The 14,351-nt window shown below is 72.1% G+C and carries 12 protein-coding genes and 1 riboswitch; of the genes, 4 read left to right on the top strand and 8 right to left on the bottom strand.

Annotated elements, in window-relative coordinates:
• Positions 1-48 precede the first annotated feature (48 nt).
• Positions 49-1,680, bottom strand: coding sequence for a peptide ABC transporter substrate-binding protein (locus MUN74_RS15340; RefSeq protein ID WP_244853344.1), 1,632 nt, complete (start codon positions 1,678-1,680; stop codon positions 49-51).
• A 206-nt stretch (positions 1,681-1,886) separates the two neighbouring features.
• On the opposite strand from MUN74_RS15340, the gene MUN74_RS15335 reads away from it, so the two are divergent.
• Entirely contained in the window at positions 1,887-2,711 is an 825-nt protein-coding gene (locus MUN74_RS15335) for a CPBP family intramembrane glutamic endopeptidase (RefSeq protein ID WP_244853342.1), read from the top strand.
• Here MUN74_RS15335 and MUN74_RS15330 read toward each other — a convergent pair.
• The gene (locus MUN74_RS15330) at positions 2,653-3,129 is read right to left on the bottom strand and encodes a hypothetical protein (RefSeq protein ID WP_244853341.1); all 477 of its coding nucleotides are present in this window, start codon (positions 3,127-3,129) and stop codon (positions 2,653-2,655) included. The two genes, MUN74_RS15335 and MUN74_RS15330, sit on opposite strands and share 59 nt — an antisense overlap.
• A gap of 190 nt (positions 3,130-3,319) precedes the next feature.
• Between MUN74_RS15330 and MUN74_RS15325 the strand changes: the two genes are divergently transcribed.
• Positions 3,320-3,532: a hypothetical protein gene (locus MUN74_RS15325; RefSeq protein ID WP_244853339.1), complete on the top strand. Its 213-nt coding sequence runs from the start codon at positions 3,320-3,322 to the stop codon at positions 3,530-3,532.
• Between the two features lie 9 nt (positions 3,533-3,541).
• Here the strand turns inward: MUN74_RS15325 and MUN74_RS15320 are convergent, their stop codons facing one another.
• The 3 genes from MUN74_RS15320 to MUN74_RS15310 all read right to left on the bottom strand — a co-directional run bounded on the left by MUN74_RS15320 (position 3,542) and on the right by MUN74_RS15310 (position 5,408).
• Complete coding sequence (locus tag MUN74_RS15320; protein WP_244853337.1) at positions 3,542-4,054, bottom strand: COG4315 family predicted lipoprotein; 513 nt, start codon at positions 4,052-4,054, stop codon at positions 3,542-3,544.
• Between the two features lie 110 nt (positions 4,055-4,164).
• The gene (locus MUN74_RS15315) at positions 4,165-4,881 is read right to left on the bottom strand and encodes an anti-sigma factor family protein (protein ID WP_244853335.1); all 717 of its coding nucleotides are present in this window, start codon (positions 4,879-4,881) and stop codon (positions 4,165-4,167) included.
• The gene (locus MUN74_RS15310; protein ID WP_244853333.1) at positions 4,878-5,408 is read right to left on the bottom strand and encodes a sigma-70 family RNA polymerase sigma factor; all 531 of its coding nucleotides are present in this window, start codon (positions 5,406-5,408) and stop codon (positions 4,878-4,880) included. Before MUN74_RS15310 ends, MUN74_RS15315 begins: the two co-directional genes overlap by 4 nt.
• A gap of 100 nt (positions 5,409-5,508) precedes the next feature.
• Between MUN74_RS15310 and MUN74_RS15305 the strand changes: the two genes are divergently transcribed.
• Positions 5,509-6,036, top strand: a complete 528-nt coding sequence (locus MUN74_RS15305; protein ID WP_244853332.1) for a DUF2231 domain-containing protein — start codon at positions 5,509-5,511, stop codon at positions 6,034-6,036.
• 67 nt (positions 6,037-6,103) lie between these two features.
• Here the strand turns inward: MUN74_RS15305 and gcvP are convergent, their stop codons facing one another.
• From gcvP to gcvT, 3 genes are all read right to left on the bottom strand, one after another.
• On the bottom strand, positions 6,104-9,007 hold the full coding sequence (gene gcvP, locus MUN74_RS15300; protein ID WP_244853330.1) for an aminomethyl-transferring glycine dehydrogenase: 2,904 nt from the start codon (positions 9,005-9,007) through the stop codon (positions 6,104-6,106).
• 12 nt (positions 9,008-9,019) lie between these two features.
• Complete coding sequence (gene gcvH / locus MUN74_RS15295) at positions 9,020-9,391, bottom strand: glycine cleavage system protein GcvH (protein ID WP_244853329.1); 372 nt, start codon at positions 9,389-9,391, stop codon at positions 9,020-9,022.
• A 73-nt stretch (positions 9,392-9,464) separates the two neighbouring features.
• Positions 9,465-10,655 (bottom strand): glycine cleavage system aminomethyltransferase GcvT, encoded by a 1,191-nt coding sequence (gene gcvT / locus MUN74_RS15290; protein ID WP_244853327.1) that lies wholly within the window; start codon positions 10,653-10,655, stop codon positions 9,465-9,467.
• A gap of 161 nt (positions 10,656-10,816) precedes the next feature.
• Positions 10,817-10,928: riboswitch (glycine riboswitch) on the bottom strand.
• Positions 10,929-11,074: 146 nt separating this feature from the next.
• Between gcvT and MUN74_RS15285 the strand changes: the two genes are divergently transcribed.
• Positions 11,075-14,344 (top strand): hypothetical protein, encoded by a 3,270-nt coding sequence (locus MUN74_RS15285; protein ID WP_244853326.1) that lies wholly within the window; start codon positions 11,075-11,077, stop codon positions 14,342-14,344.
• The last annotated feature ends 7 nt before the right edge of the window (positions 14,345-14,351 follow it).

The following is a 14,351-nucleotide window of genomic DNA, read 5'->3' as shown; positions in this document are numbered from 1 at the left end:
TACGCCCCGGACATCATGCTAGACGGGATTATAGACGAGGGTGTCGTCTTAGTTCTGCGCCGCCTTGGTGATCTCGGTGTACAGCGGCACCGAGTCCCAGCCGAACTGCACGTTGTCGACCGTGTCGGCCGAGACGCCGGTCACGTTCGAGTACCACAGCGGGATGGCGGGCAGGTCCTTGAGCAGGACCTCCTCTGCCTTCTGGTAGGTCGCGGTCGCGTCCTCGGGGGTCGAGGCGGTGGCGCCCTCCTTCAGGAGACCGTCGAACTCAGCGCTCGAGTAGCCCTCGTAGTTCGATCCGGCACCGGTCTGGTAGAGCGGCGCGAGGAAGTTGTACATCGAGGGGTAGTCGCCCTGCCAGCCGGCGCGCGTGCCACCGGTCAGCTTCTTGTTCTCGCGGTCATCGAGGGCCGCGGCGAACGTCGGGTAGGGCTTGCCCACGGCCTGGATGCCGAGGGTGTTCGAGATCGAGTTCACGACCGCGTCGACCCAGGCCTGGTGGCCGCCGTCGGCGTTGTAGGCGATGTCGAAGACGGTGTCGCCGTAGGGCGAGATCTTGTCGGCCTCGGCCCACAGCTCCTTCGCCTTCTCGGGGTCGTACTTCAGCACGTCTGCGCCGTCGAGGCTGTCCGACCAGCCGGCGATGACCGGCGAGGTGAAGTCGGAGGCCGGAGTGCGGGTGCCCTGGAAGATCACGTCGGTGATCTCGTCGCGGTTGATCGCCATCGAGATGGCGGCGCGACGGAGCTTGCCCTCGTCGCCGCTCCAGTGCTCGAGGTAGTACGGCATGTTGAAGCCCTGGAAGATGGCTGCCGGCTGGTTGACCGCACGGTCGCCGAACTCGTCCTCGTAGGTCGCGAACGCCGAGTCGGGCACGGCGTCGAGCACGTCGAGGTTACCGGCCTGCACGTCGGCGTAGGCCGCGTCCTGCGAGGCGTAGAAGACGATGGTCAGGCCACCGTTCTTGGCCTTGCGAACACCGTCGTAGTCGGGGTTCGTGACGAGCTTGATGTTCTCCTCGTGGGTCCAAGCGTCGTCGCCGTCGAGCATGTACGGACCGTTGCCGATCGGGTGCTCGCCGAAGGCCTCCATGTCGTCGTAAGCCGACGCGGGGAGCGGGTAGTAGGCCGAGTAGCCGAGGCGCAGCGGCCAGTCCGCCTCGGGCGCGACCAGGTCGACCGTGAAGGTCTTGTCGTCGACGACGTTGAGACCGGTCAGCTCCGAGTCCTCGGTGTAGCTGAAGCCCTGGATGTCGTCGAAGAAGTACGAAGCGCTCTGGGCGTTGCTGAACTTCGCGCCGTAGTTCCACGCGTCGACGAACGACTGCGCCGTGACGTCGGTGCCGTCGGTGAACTTCAGGCCGTCCTTCAGGGTGACGGTCCAGCTCTGCTTGTCGTCGGACTCGATCGACTCGGCAGCGTCGTTCACGATCTCACCCTCGGCCGTGTACGACACGAGACCCGAGAAGATCGAGGTGACGATCTTGCCGCCACCGGTCTCGGTGGTGTTGGTCGGGATCAGCGGGTTCTGCGGCTCGGAGCCGTTGGTCGTGATGATCGCGTTCGGGTCGCCGGCGGCCTCGGTGGACTCGCCCCCGCCGCCGCTCGTGCAGCCGGTGAGCACCAGTGCGCCGGCGGCAGCAAGAGCAATGGCTGCAGCGCCGATTCTCTTGTTCTTCAATGTTCCTCCTGTGAGATGTGCGCGGAACGGCACGGCTCTTGGCCGGGCTGTGCGCTTCGTGGTGCCAGACTACGAATCGTTCCCTGAGATGCAAAGTCGAGACGGAAACCGTTACCGATGCGCAACCTAGCGACCGGGGTCGCGGCGTATTTCGCCGAGATCACGCACGATCGTTGCGCCGCGACCGTCCGTGCGATGATTACTGCATGTCGGATGCACGACCACTGCACAGCCCACGTGCAGGCGTTCCCAAGGTTCGTGGTCTCCGGGCGCGCTGGGCGTTCCGCCTGCGCGCCGAGATCGTCATCGTGCTCGGGCTCTCGCTCGGTGCGTCGGCCGTGTACTCGATCGTGTCGATCGTCGCTCGCCTGACCGACACGACCCCGCTCGCGAAGCAGTCCGCCGCCCTGAACCAGTCGCGCTCGAGCCGCGAGTGGCTCGACTTCACCTACCAGTTCCTCGACGTCTTCTTCGGGCTGTTCGTCGTCGCGCTCGCGCTGTACCTGCTCTGGCAGCCGACCCGCAGCGGCTTCCGCCGGATCGGCTTCGACCTCACGAGGCCGGGCCGGGATGCGGCATCCGGTATCGCGCTCGTGCTGGTGATCGGAGTGCCCGGCCTCGCCCTCTACGCGATCGGCAGGGCGGCCGGCATCACCGTGAACGTCGTGCCGTCACCCCTCGACACGCACTGGTGGACCGTGCCGATCCTCGTGCTGGCCGCGCTCAAGGCTGCGCTGACCGAGGAGATCATCGTCGTCGGCTACCTCTTCACGCGCCTGCGTCAGCTCGGCGTGGGGCCCTGGGCGACGATCGTCTCGAGCGCGCTCCTCCGCGGCTCGTACCACCTCTACCAGGGCTTCGGGCCGTTCGCGGGCAACGTGGCGATGGGCGTCGTGTTCGGCTGGTGCTACACGCGCTGGGGTCGCACGATGCCGCTCGTCATCGCGCACTGGGCGCTCGACATGGCGTCGTTCATCGGGTATCCCCTGGCGGTCGCGTGGTGGCCCGGACTCTTCGCCCCGCCGGCCTGATCGCGCGATGCGCTCGGCCGGCGCGACGCCGGGTTCCCACGATGGCGCGGATGCCCCCGGCTCGCCGCGACCGCGTCGCCCTGCGCACCGGGACGAGGTGCCGGGGCCCGGGCACGGGAGTCGCCACCGCGACCACGGCGGCCGACGGCTCGGGTGGCGTCGTGATGCCCGTCGCCGACTCGGACTCGAGATCGCCCGACAGCTGCAGGCGACGGCTCGGCGTGCAGACGACCCCGAGGTAGCCGCCGCGCGCGAAGTCCATCACGTCCTGCGCGTGCCGCATCGCCTCGGCCGACTCCCCGACGCTGCCCCGACGACGCATGCGCTGCTCGAGCGCACCCGTGTCGGCGGTCGCGACGCTCACGATGACGAAGGTCGCGATGATCGCGATGCCTGCGATGACGTCGATACCCGGCATGCCGCACCTCCCCGTGCGAGTGCTCAGCGGGCGACCCGAGACGGGAAGTCCGAGCGATTCTCAGTGTACTCCCGGGGGTGGCGTTCGGGGGTCCCCTGATCCGGGGCTCCGCCACGCTGACGAGCATGGGATTGCCCCTCGTTTCCGGGGTGCATCCGCCGGCCGAGCCGGCCCGAGAGAGGACAGCACCATGAGCATCGCCGCCGCCTTCGCCGCCGGCCACCTCGCCGCGCGCGCGGCCGACCGCCGCTTCGGCACGACGGAGTCCGAGGTCCGCGCGGCCGAGCAGCGCGTCGCGGCCCGGCGGGCCGCCCTCGTCGCCGCAGACGCGACGGCTCGCGTCGCGCCCGCGAAGCGGGACCTCACGGAGCGCGGCCGCCACGTGGCGCCGCGCCCCGCGTAGTCGCCCGGGTCAGCCGCTGATCTTGTCCCCGGTGGGGCTCAGCACCCACCAGACGCCGCCGACGCCCTGGCCGTTCACGTCGCCGGCGGCGCTGTCGCCCGCGTAGGTGTAGAGCGGCCATCCGTTCAGCGTCACCTGGGTGGAGCCGTCGACGCCCGTGATCGTGCCGACCTCGCCCGTGACGCCCTCGACCTGCGGGGCGTCGGAGTCGGTCGTCACGGCCGGCCAGTTCGTGGCGCACTGGCCCTCGCAGCTGCTCTTGCCGCTGCCCTGGGTGTCGGTGTCGAACATGTAGACCGTCATGCCCGTGCCGTCGACGACGATCTGGCCGAGCGAGGAGTCGGCCGTCGCGAGTGCGGCGCCCGAGGCGGCACCGCCGGTGTCCGGCGCCTGGGTCTCGGACTGGGTGGGCGTGGACTCGCCGTACATCGACCCGCCCGAGTCCGATCCGGTGCCGGTGCATCCGGCCAGCGCGACGACGAGGCCGATGGCGGCCATTCCGGTTGCGATGCGCAGTTTCATGCGAGGTCCCTCTCTCGTGCCGTCGGCCGCGGACGCGGCTCTTCCCGGAACACGAGGCCCGGCGCGGAACGGTTCAACCGGTTCGAACGGATGTCGTGCCGCAGATCGGGTCAGTCGACCGCGACCCGCATGAGCACGTCGTCGCTGCCGACCGCGCGGATCTCGAGCGATGCGATCTCGTCGAGATCGAGCGCAGCGCCGGCCGACAGCCGCGCGTCGGCCCCCGGGCTCGCCTGCCAGCTCGAGACGTCGGTCCGCTCGCCGTCGCGGCCCACGACGACGAGGGCGTACGGCCAGCGGGCCGTCGACCCGCCGTCGGCGCCCGCGGTCTCGGCGCCCGCGATCTCGGCGTAGCGGCAGTCGAGCTCGATCCTCGTGCCCCACCCGACCTGCGTGAGCTTCGCCGTCGCGACGAGCGGCACCTCGGCGACGGGCTCGAACGCGACCGACTCCGTCACGATCGCGGTGCGGGCGAGCGCGAGCGGTATCGCGACCGCCGCAGCGACGACGACGGCCGCGACGGCCGCGGCGATCCACGCGGTGCGGCGTCGGCGGACGCGGCGACGGCGGTCCTCGAGCCGCACCACGTCCAGGAGGTCCTCGCGCGGCCCGGGCGCGGCTGCGCCGGTGTCGTCGAGGAGCGTCGCGGCACGTTCGGGGGTGAGGCGGGCGAGCAGCCCGGGCATCGGCGCGAGCTCGGCGACCGCCCTGCGGCACCGCTCGCACGTCTCGAGGTGCTGCTCGTACTCGGCGCGCTCGAGCGGCGACAGCGCGCCCAGCACGTAGGCGGAGTCCCACTCCGCGAAGTGCGCGTGATCGGGGCTCATCGCGTCACTCCCTTCTCCTGCAGGGCGAGTCGGAGCGCGCGGAGCCCGTAGTGCAATCTGGACTTCACCGTGCCCTCGGGGATGCCGAGCCGCCGGGCGACCTCGGCCACGCTGCATCCGCCGTAGTAGGCGTGCACGATGACGGCACGATGCTCGATCGTCAACGACACGAGGGCCTCCTCGATCAGGAGGCTCTCGAAGAGGGCGTCGGTCGCGTCGCGCATCGCCGGGGCGGGCGGCTCGGGAGCTTCGGCGACGTCGACCTCGTGCCGGCGCCGGGCGCTGCGGGCCTCGTCGATGACGAGGTTGCGGGCGACGGTGATCATCCACGACCGCGTGGAGGCGGGCTCCTGCGCGAGGATGCGAGGCGTGCGCCAGGCGCGCAGCAACGTCTCCTGCACGATGTCGTCGGCGCCTGCGGCATCGCCCGTCAGGTGCACGACGTACCGCCAGACCGACGGCCCGTGCGCCTCGTACAGCGCGACCAGCCGACGGTCGTCGTCACGGGGATCGTCGTCGCGCGGCATCCCTCACCTCCTGCCCTCTGCAGGGAGAACGAGAGCGCGAGCCGAACGGTTCACCGTGGGCGGGAATGAACCGGCCGGCGCCGCAGCACGTGTACTCGGCATGGATCCCACGCGCGTCGCACCGCTCGCCACACCGTTCGCCGCCGATGACCTCATCCAGGTCGCGGGGCTGCCGCTGCATCCGCTCGTCGTGCACGCGGTGGTCGTGCTCACCCCGCTCACGGTACTCGCCCTGCTGCTCGGCACGTTCTGGCCGCAGGCGCGGCGCCGGCTCGGCATCGTCACCGCGCTCGGGGCGGCCCTCGTGCTCGTGCTCGTGCCGGTCACCGTGCTCGCCGGTCGCTCGCTCGCGGCGCTGCTCGGACCCATCCCCGCGGTCGCCCGGCATCAGGGGTTCGGCGAGATGCTGCTGCCGTGGGCCATCGCGCTCTTCGTCGTGGCGGCGGGTCAGTGGGCGTGGTTCCGGTTCGCCGACGAGCGCCTGCGACGGGACTCGCCCGGCACCGCGCGCGTCGTGCGCGTCGTGATCGCCGTGGCCGCCGTCGTCGTCGGCGTGGGCACGCTCGTGCTCATCGTGCTCATCGGCGACTCGGGAGCCCGCGCCGTGTGGGGCGGGCTCACGGGCTGAGTCGATACCTGCTCCCGCGCGCGCGTGCGCGCGAGCAGGTCGAGGGCGCGCGTTCGCGCGCCCGTGCCTACGCGAAGGCCTCCACTGGCGGGCACGCGCACACGAGATTGCGGTCGCCGTACGCCTGGTCGATGCGCCGCACCGGGGCCCAGTACTTGTTGCGCACGAGCGAGCGCACCGGGTAGACGGCCTGCTCACGCGTGTAGGGGTGCTCCCACTCCCCCGCGATGACCGACTCGGCCGTGTGGGGGGCGTTGCGCAGCGGGTTGTCGTCGGCGGGCCACTCGCCGCGGCCGACGGCGTCCGCCTCGGCCTTGATCGCGACCATCGCCTCGACGAAGCGCTCGAGCTCGGCGAGGTCCTCCGACTCGGTCGGCTCGACCATGAGCGTGCCCGCGACCGGGAACGACATGGTGGGCGCGTGGAAGCCGTAATCGATGAGGCGCTTCGCGACGTCGTCGACCGTGACGCCGGTCTCGGCCGTGAGCGGGCGCAGGTCGAGGATGCACTCGTGCGCGACGAGCCCGTTCTCGCCCGTGTAGAGCACCGGGAAGTGCTCGCGCAGGCGCGACGCGACGAAGTTCGCCGCGAGCACGGCCGTCGCGGTCGCCTGCTTGAGCCCCTCGGAGCCCATCATGCGCACGTACGCCCACGAGATCGGCAGGATCGACGGGCTGCCGTACGGCGCCGCCGAGACCGGTCCGCCGCCGTGCACGAAGCCGCCCGCGTGGTCGGGGCGCTGCGCCATCGGGTGGCCGGGCAGGTACGGGGCGAGGTGCGCCTTCGCCGCGACCGGGCCGACGCCGGGGCCGCCTCCGCCGTGCGGGATGCAGAACGTCTTGTGCAGGTTGAGGTGCGAGACGTCGCCGCCGAAGTCGCCGAAGCGCGAGTAACCGAGCAGGGCGTTGAGGTTCGCGCCGTCGACGTAGACCTGGCCGCCGGCGTCGTGCACGGCCTGCGTGATCGACTTCACCTCGTGCTCGTACACGCCGTGCGTCGACGGGTACGTGATCATGAGGGCCGCGATGGATGCCGCGTGCTCGGCGATCTTCGCGCGCAGGTCGTCGAGGTCGACGTTGCCGAGCTCGTCGGTCGCGACGACGACCACGCGCATGCCCGCGAGCACGGCCGAGGCCGCGTTCGTGCCGTGCGCGCTCGACGGGATGAGGCACACGTCGCGCTCGCCCTCGCCGTTGGCACGGTGGTAGCCGCGGATCGCGAGGAGGCCCGCGAGCTCGCCCTGGCTGCCGGCGTTCGGCTGCAGCGAGACGGTGTCGTACCCGGTGACCTCGGCGAGCCACGACTCGAGCTGCTCGACGAGCCCGAGCGAGCCGACGACGTCGGCCTCGGGCGCGAACGGGTGCAGGTTCGCGAACTCGGGCCAGGTGACGGCCTGCATCTCGGTGGCGGCGTTGAGCTTCATCGTGCACGAGCCGAGCGGGATCATGCCGCGGTCGAGCGCGTAGTCGCGGTCGGCGAGCTGCTTGAGGTACCGCATCATCTGCGTCTCGGAGTGGTGCGTGTTGAACACCGGGTGCTCGAGGTAGCCCGACGTGCGGCGCAGCGCCTCGGGGATCGCGGTCTCGGTCGGCACGCGCTCGGCGGCCGTGTCGGTCGTCGGGCGCTCGTCGGGGCCGCCGAAGGCGCGCGCGACGAGGTGCAGGTCGGCGAGCGTCGTCGTCTCGTCGACGGAGACGTACACGGTCGCCTCGTCGGCGGCCCAGAGCAGCACGCCGAGGTCGCGACCTCGGGCCACGACGTTCTCGGCGAGCCCGGGCACGTGCACCGCGAGCGTGTCGAAGTACGCGTCGTGGGCGACGTGCTGGCCGAGGTCTGCGAGCCAGCCGGCGAGCAGCTTCGCCTTCGCGGCGGTCTGCGTCGCGATCGCGCGGATGCCGCGCGGGCCGTGGTACACGGCGTACATCGACGCCATGACCGCGAGCAGCACCTGCGCGGTGCAGATGTTCGAGGTCGCCTTCTCGCGGCGGATGTGCTGCTCGCGCGCCTGCAGGCTGAGGCGGTAGGCGGGGTGGCCGGCGGCGTCCTGCGAGACGCCGACGAGGCGGCCGGGCATCTGTCGCTCGAGACCCTTGCGCACGGCCATGTAGCCGGCGTGCGGTCCACCGAAGCCCATCGGCACGCCGAAGCGCTGCGAGGTGCCGACGGCGACGTCGGCGCCGAGCTCGCCGGGGCTCGTGACGAGCGCGAGCGCGAGCAGGTCGGCCGCGACGACGGCGAGTGCGCCCTGCGACTTCGACGCGGCGATCACCCGCGACGGGTCCCACACGCGGCCCGAGGCGCCGGGGTACTGCACGAAGACGCCGAAGTGGTCGCCGAAGGCGGCGGCATCCGTGCCCTCGGAGAGTTCGGCCTCGACGAGCTCGATGCCGACGGCCTCGGCGCGCGAGACGAGCAGCGCCTTCGTCTGCGGCAGCGCGTCGGCATCGACGACGAAGCGGTTCGAGGCCGACTTCGAGCCGCGGCGGGCGAGCAGCATCGCCTCGACGACGGCGGTGCCCTCGTCGAGCATCGACGCGTTGGCGATGTCGAGGCCCGTGAGGTTCTCGACCATCGTCTGGAAGTTGATGAGCGCCTCGAGCCGGCCCTGGCTGATCTCGGGCTGGTACGGCGTGTATGCCGTGTACCAGCTCGGGTTCTCGAGCACGTTGCGCTGGATCACCGCGGGCGTGACCGTGCCGTAGTAGCCGAGGCCGATCATGGGCGTGCGCACGGTGTTCTGCGCGGCGAGCCCGGCGAGCTCGGCGAGCGCCTCGCGCTCCGTCGCCGCGGCGGGGATGGCCGAGTTCAGCACCTCGCCCATGCGGATCGACGACGGCACGGCCGCGGCCATGAGCGCGTCGAGCGAGTCGTAGCCGAGCTCGGCGAGCATGAGCGAGTGGTCGCTCGGGGACGTGCCGATGTGGCGGCGGCCGAAGGCATCGACATCGAAGGCCGACGAGGGCGAAGTCATCCGGGTGGTTCCTTACTCTCCGGTGAGGGCGACGTACTCGTCGCGGGTGAGCAGCTTCGGCAGGTCGCCGACCTTGACCTTGACGAGCCAGCCCTCGCCGAACGGGTCGCTGTTGACGAGTTCGGGCGCGTCGACGACGGCCTGGTTCGCCTCGACGACCTCGCCGTTCACGGGGGCGAAGAGCTCGCCGACCGACTTCGTCGACTCGATCTCGCCGACGACGGTGCCCTCGGTGATCGCGGTGCCGGCCGAGGGGAGGTCGACGTAGACGACGTCGCCGAGCTTCTCGGCGGCGTAGTCGGTGATGCCGATCGTCGCGACGTCGCCGTCGACGACGACCCACTCGTGCTCTTCGGTGTACTGGAGGGCGTTGAGGTCGGTCATGGGGTGCTCCTTGTGGTGTGGGATGACTCGGGGTTCGCGCCGTCCGACCCCTGGGGGTCGCGCGGCGCCGGGATCAGGAGGCGCGCTTGTAGAAGGGCAGCGCGACGACGGTGGCCGGGATGCGCGTGCCGCGCACGTCGACGAAGAGGCCGGTGCCCTGCTCGCTCACCGCCGGGTCGACGAAGGCCATCGCGACGGGGTGGCCGAGCGTCGGCGACAGCGCGCCGCTCGTGATGACGCCGACCAGGGTCGCGTCCGCGCCGTCGCCGTCGTACACCTCGTAGTCGGCGCGGGCGGCGCGACGGCCTTCGGCGGCGAGGCCGACGAGCACGCGCGCGCCCTCGGCCGGACCCTGCTCGATCGCGGCGCGGCCGACGAAGTCGCCCTCCTTCGAGAGTGCGACCACGCGGCCGAGGCCGGCCTGCACGGGCAGGATGTCGCGGCCGAGCTCGTGGCCGTAGAGTGGCATGCCCGCCTCGAGGCGGAGGGTGTCGCGGCTCGCGAGCCCGCACGGCACCACACGGGGGCCGCCGGTCTCGGTCAGCGCGTCCCACAGGCCTGCGGCGCGCTCGGGTGCGAGGTAGAGCTCGAAACCGTCTTCGCCGGTGTAGCCCGTGCGGGCGACGAGCACGGGCTGCCCCTCGAAGGTCGCCGGGAACGCGCGGTAGTACTTGAGTGCGGCGATCTGCGCGTCGAAGTCCTCTGCATCGTTGCCGGGGCCGTCGACGCCGAAGCCCGGGGTCTCCAGCAGCACGGCGCGCGCGTCGGGGCCCTGCAGCGCGACGAGCGCGATGTCGTCGCTCTCGTCGGAGACGAGCGTGTCGAAGCCCTCGGCGCGGGCGCGCAGCTCGTCGGCGACGACGGCCGCGTTCGAGGCGTTCGCGACGACCATGTAGCGGTCGTCGCCCGTGCGGTAGACGACGAGGTCGTCGATGATGCCGCCGTCGTCGGCGAGCAGGAGCGAGTACTTCGCCTGGCCGACCTCGATCGCCGACAGCTTGCCCGCGAGCGCGTGGTCGAGGGCGGCCGCGGCCTCGGGGCCGACGAGCACGATCTCGCCCATGTGCGACAGGTCGAAGATGCCCGACGCGGTGCGCACGGCGTGGTGCTCGGCGAGGTCGGAGGAGTAGCGCACCGGCATCTGCCAGCCGGCGAAGTCGGTGAAGCTCGCGCCGGCCGCGCGGTGCACGGCGTCGAGCGGGCTGCGTCGCTCCTCGACGGGCTCGGCCGTGGCGGGGCTGGTGGTACCGGGGTCGTTCGTCACGAGTTCTCCAGACTGGCCTGCGGTCGTCGCCGGCGCGGTCGCGATTCGTGCGGCGGATGCCGCATGAGAACTCCCCCTCTGTCATGGGCCTGAGAGTTTCACGCGGAGACGCGCTTTCACCGTGGGCGGGTCGCCGGCGGGCGACCTCTTTTCAGAGCGGCCTCGTCATCGCGGTGTGTGACCTGAGAGATTGGCAGGGAGGCTTGCTCCTTCGGTGCCGGGCGGCCCGTCCGATCGAACTGAACGTGGCTCCGGCTCTCCCGCGACGCGTCGATGGCCCGGTATGAGGTTGTACCGAGATCCTAGCAGCGCCCGGCCCGACCGCCGATGCTGTCCCCCGCCGTCCCCCGTACGCGGTACGGACGACGGGTGTCGCCGAGCGATAGCCTCAACCGAAGGGCACGGTCGAGCTTGGGCGGGTGATGCTGGTGACGCAGGTGGAGCGCGCGCGCGCGACGGGCGAGCACGACCGGGCGGAGGTGGGACCCGGGGCGCCGCGACCCGACTGGCCGGGCATCGGCGACGGCACCTGGAAGCGCGCCGCCCGCACGCTCTCGCTGCTGGCCGCCGTGCTGCTCATCGCGGTCGCGCTCGCCGAGCTCGACCGGCTGATCGCGAGCGTTCCCGATCACCAGGGGCGCAGCCACTCCCTGAACCTCGTCCTCGGCCCGCTCGGCCCGTTCCAGGTCGACAGCTGGGCCGCATGGGCCCGAATGCCCTGGCACGCCGACCTCGGCGGATGGATCATCCTCTCAGCCGTGCTCGACCTCTTCATGGTCGCCGCGTACGCGACGCTCCTGCGCGGCCTCATCCGCAAGGCGCCGGTCGACGTCCAGGTCGTGCCGAAGGTCGCGCTCATCACGATCGTCGGCGCCGAACTCCTCGAGGACGTGCTGCAGGTCGTCGCCGGCATCACCGTCGCGAACGGCCTGCAACCCGCGTCGGCGGCCGTCGGCGCCGTCATGGTCTGGGCGACGGCCCTCAAAGTGCTCGGGTTCGTCGTCTTCGCGGTCGCGGTGCTGCGGATCCCCGCGTACCGGCGCTGGCTCGGCAGCCGGACGGCCAGGCTCGGCCGGGCGATCTGGGTGCACCGGCTCGCGGCACTCGCGATCGTCGTGCTCCTCGTGCTCGCCTGCATCCCGGCGGCCGACCTCCTCGACCAGCTCCCCGACGTGCAGCGCCAATGGGCCGACGGCCCGCTCGGTGCGGCGCACGCGTTCGCGGCGATCGTCGCGATGCTCATCACCGGAGCACTCACCCTCGCCCTCGGCCGGCGACGCACCCGCTACATGATCGAGACCCGTGTGCACGGATGGGTCGGCCGGCCGACCCCGCGACCGATCGACGCCGCGCTCCCCTGGCTCATCGCGCCCATCGCCCAGGTCGGCCTCGCGGTCGCGACGATCGCGATCGTCGGTCCCGTCGACCCCGACGGCGGCTTCTCGGTGCACCCGCCGACCTTCTTCGCGGTGCTCGGCATCGAGCTCGCGATCGCGGCACTCGCCGCGTTCGGCGCGGGCTGGGTCGCCCGTAGACCGGAGAAGCCCCGCAAGGCCTCGGTCCAGCGCGCCGCCGACAGCTGGATCATCGGCGACTCGCTCGCCGCGGTGGTGCTCGTCGTCGGTGCGGTCGGCGTCGTCCGGTCTTTCCTGGTGCCGCTCGTGCTCGGCGGGTCCGCGGCCGGCCTGCTCGGCTGGCTGCTCGTTCCGGTGTCGGCCGGCGTCGCCGTGCTCGCCCCGTTCGCCGTGATCGCGTTCGCCGACCGCTCGGCGTTCGGCCGGAAGGCGATGCACGTCGGACGGCTCGACCCGACGGTGCACCGGCCCGCGGGCGACGGCATGGTGTCGCGGGCGGGGCTCGTCGAGTGGATCGCCCTCGTCGTCGGCTCGGCGGCGCTCATCGCCGCGATGCTCTGGCCCGCGCAGCTCGGGGCGTCGCTCGGCGCCGTCGCGGTCGTCCTCCTCGGGCTCGGCGCGTGGGTGGCGGTGCTCGGAGCGTTCACCCTGATCCTGCAGTCGCGCGCGCTCGTGTTCCCGTTCCGGGTGCTCAACATGAAGGCGAGCCCGGTCATCGCGCTCGCACTCGTGATGCCGCTCGTCGTGAACGTGGCGCTCTCGGCGGTGCCGTGGGGATGGTCGGACACCGCGCTGCATCGCGTGCACGTGTCGGACGACGAGCCCGACGCCAACCCGGTGAAGCCCGACGCGCTCGCCGCGCAGCTGCGTGCCATGCGCGCCGAGACCGAGTGCGTCTACGTGGCCGAGGACGGCACGCGCATCAGGCCGGTGTTCCTCATCGCCTCGGAGGGCGGCGGCATCCGCGCCGCCTATTGGACGGCATCGGTGCTCGACGCACTCCCCGGGTGCGCTGCGAAGTCCGGGCTCGTCGCGAGCGGCATCAGCGGCGGCTCCGTCGGGCTCGCCCTCGCGAGCTCGGCGGGCACCGACCCGGCCGGCGTCGACTCGCTCGTCGACTCGGCTGCGCGGCTGTCGGCGCCGGGCGCGGTCTCGACCGCTGCGCTCGCCCTCGTCGTCGGCGACGCGGTCGCGGGCGGCTGGGGCGTGCACATGCCGTCGTACCTCGCGCCGTCGGACACCGAGGACGACCCCGGTTGGCGCTGGCGCGACCGCGCCGCGCTCATCGAGTCGTTCTGGGAGCAGGGCACGGCGCTCGGCCGACCCTTCTCGAACACGATCGACCCGCGCACCGGCGCCCTGCTCATGAACTCGGCGGATGTCGTCACGAAGTGCCGGCTGCTCGTGCAGCAGGCGCCGGTCACGGCCGAGCGGGCAGCCTCGGACCTCGCGCCGGCGGGCGGTGCCGCGATCGGGCCATGCGACGGCACGGGCGGCCTGCCGTCGATGCTGCAGTTCGGCGAGCTCCCCGGCGTCGACGGCGCGAAGGACGCCGCGAAGTGCCTCGCCGGCCTCGACTGGTCCACCGCCGCGATGCTCTCGGCGCGGTTCGCGGTCATCACCCCGACCGGCAGCATGCCCGGGACCGGACCGTGCGCCAAGGTCGGCGGGCGTGCCGGCGCCCAGTTCGTCGACGGCGGGTACGTCGAACCCACCTCGCTCGCGACGATCGCCGACATCGCTCCCGCGCTCATGAAGGTGTTCGAGGACGTGAACGCCCAGTCGTCGTCGGCGACGAAGCTCGTGCCCGTGCTGCTCTACCTCCGCAACTCGCAGGGCTACGACCTCGTCACCGACGTGACGCGCGCCGAGGCGGAGCCGCTGGCCCCGATCACGGGCAACGCGGCGCGCGTCCGGCTCACCGCGCAGGACGCCTGGATCCAGCGCATCGCCCTCACGCTCCCCGAGGCGTGCCCCGAGGACGACGACCGCTGCGCCGACGCGGTCGACGCGCTGATCGGCAGCAATGGGCGCATCGACGGCGGCGTCATCGTGGTCGCACCGGCCTCGGAGCCCGCCGTGGTGCCACCGCTCGGCTGGGCGCTCTCGAAGGCCAGCCGCGACCGGTTCACCGAGGCGCTCAGCACGGCCGCGCACTGCGGGCAGGACTCGGCCGGCGAGCGGGCCGCCGCGAGCAGCCACTACCCGGGGCTCGACCGGTTGCCGCGGCTCTTCGAGCGCGACGACGAGACGACGAAGGAGTCGGGCCTCGGCGCCGAGATGTGCGAGCGCATCGACGCCCAGCGGGTGACCGGCTCCACCCCCGGCGAGTGAGCGGCGC

The sequence above is a fragment of the Agromyces sp. H17E-10 genome (genome assembly GCF_022919715.1).
Classification (GTDB): domain Bacteria; phylum Actinomycetota; class Actinomycetes; order Actinomycetales; family Microbacteriaceae; genus Agromyces.
This window is presented reverse-complemented; position numbering and strand designations above follow the sequence as displayed.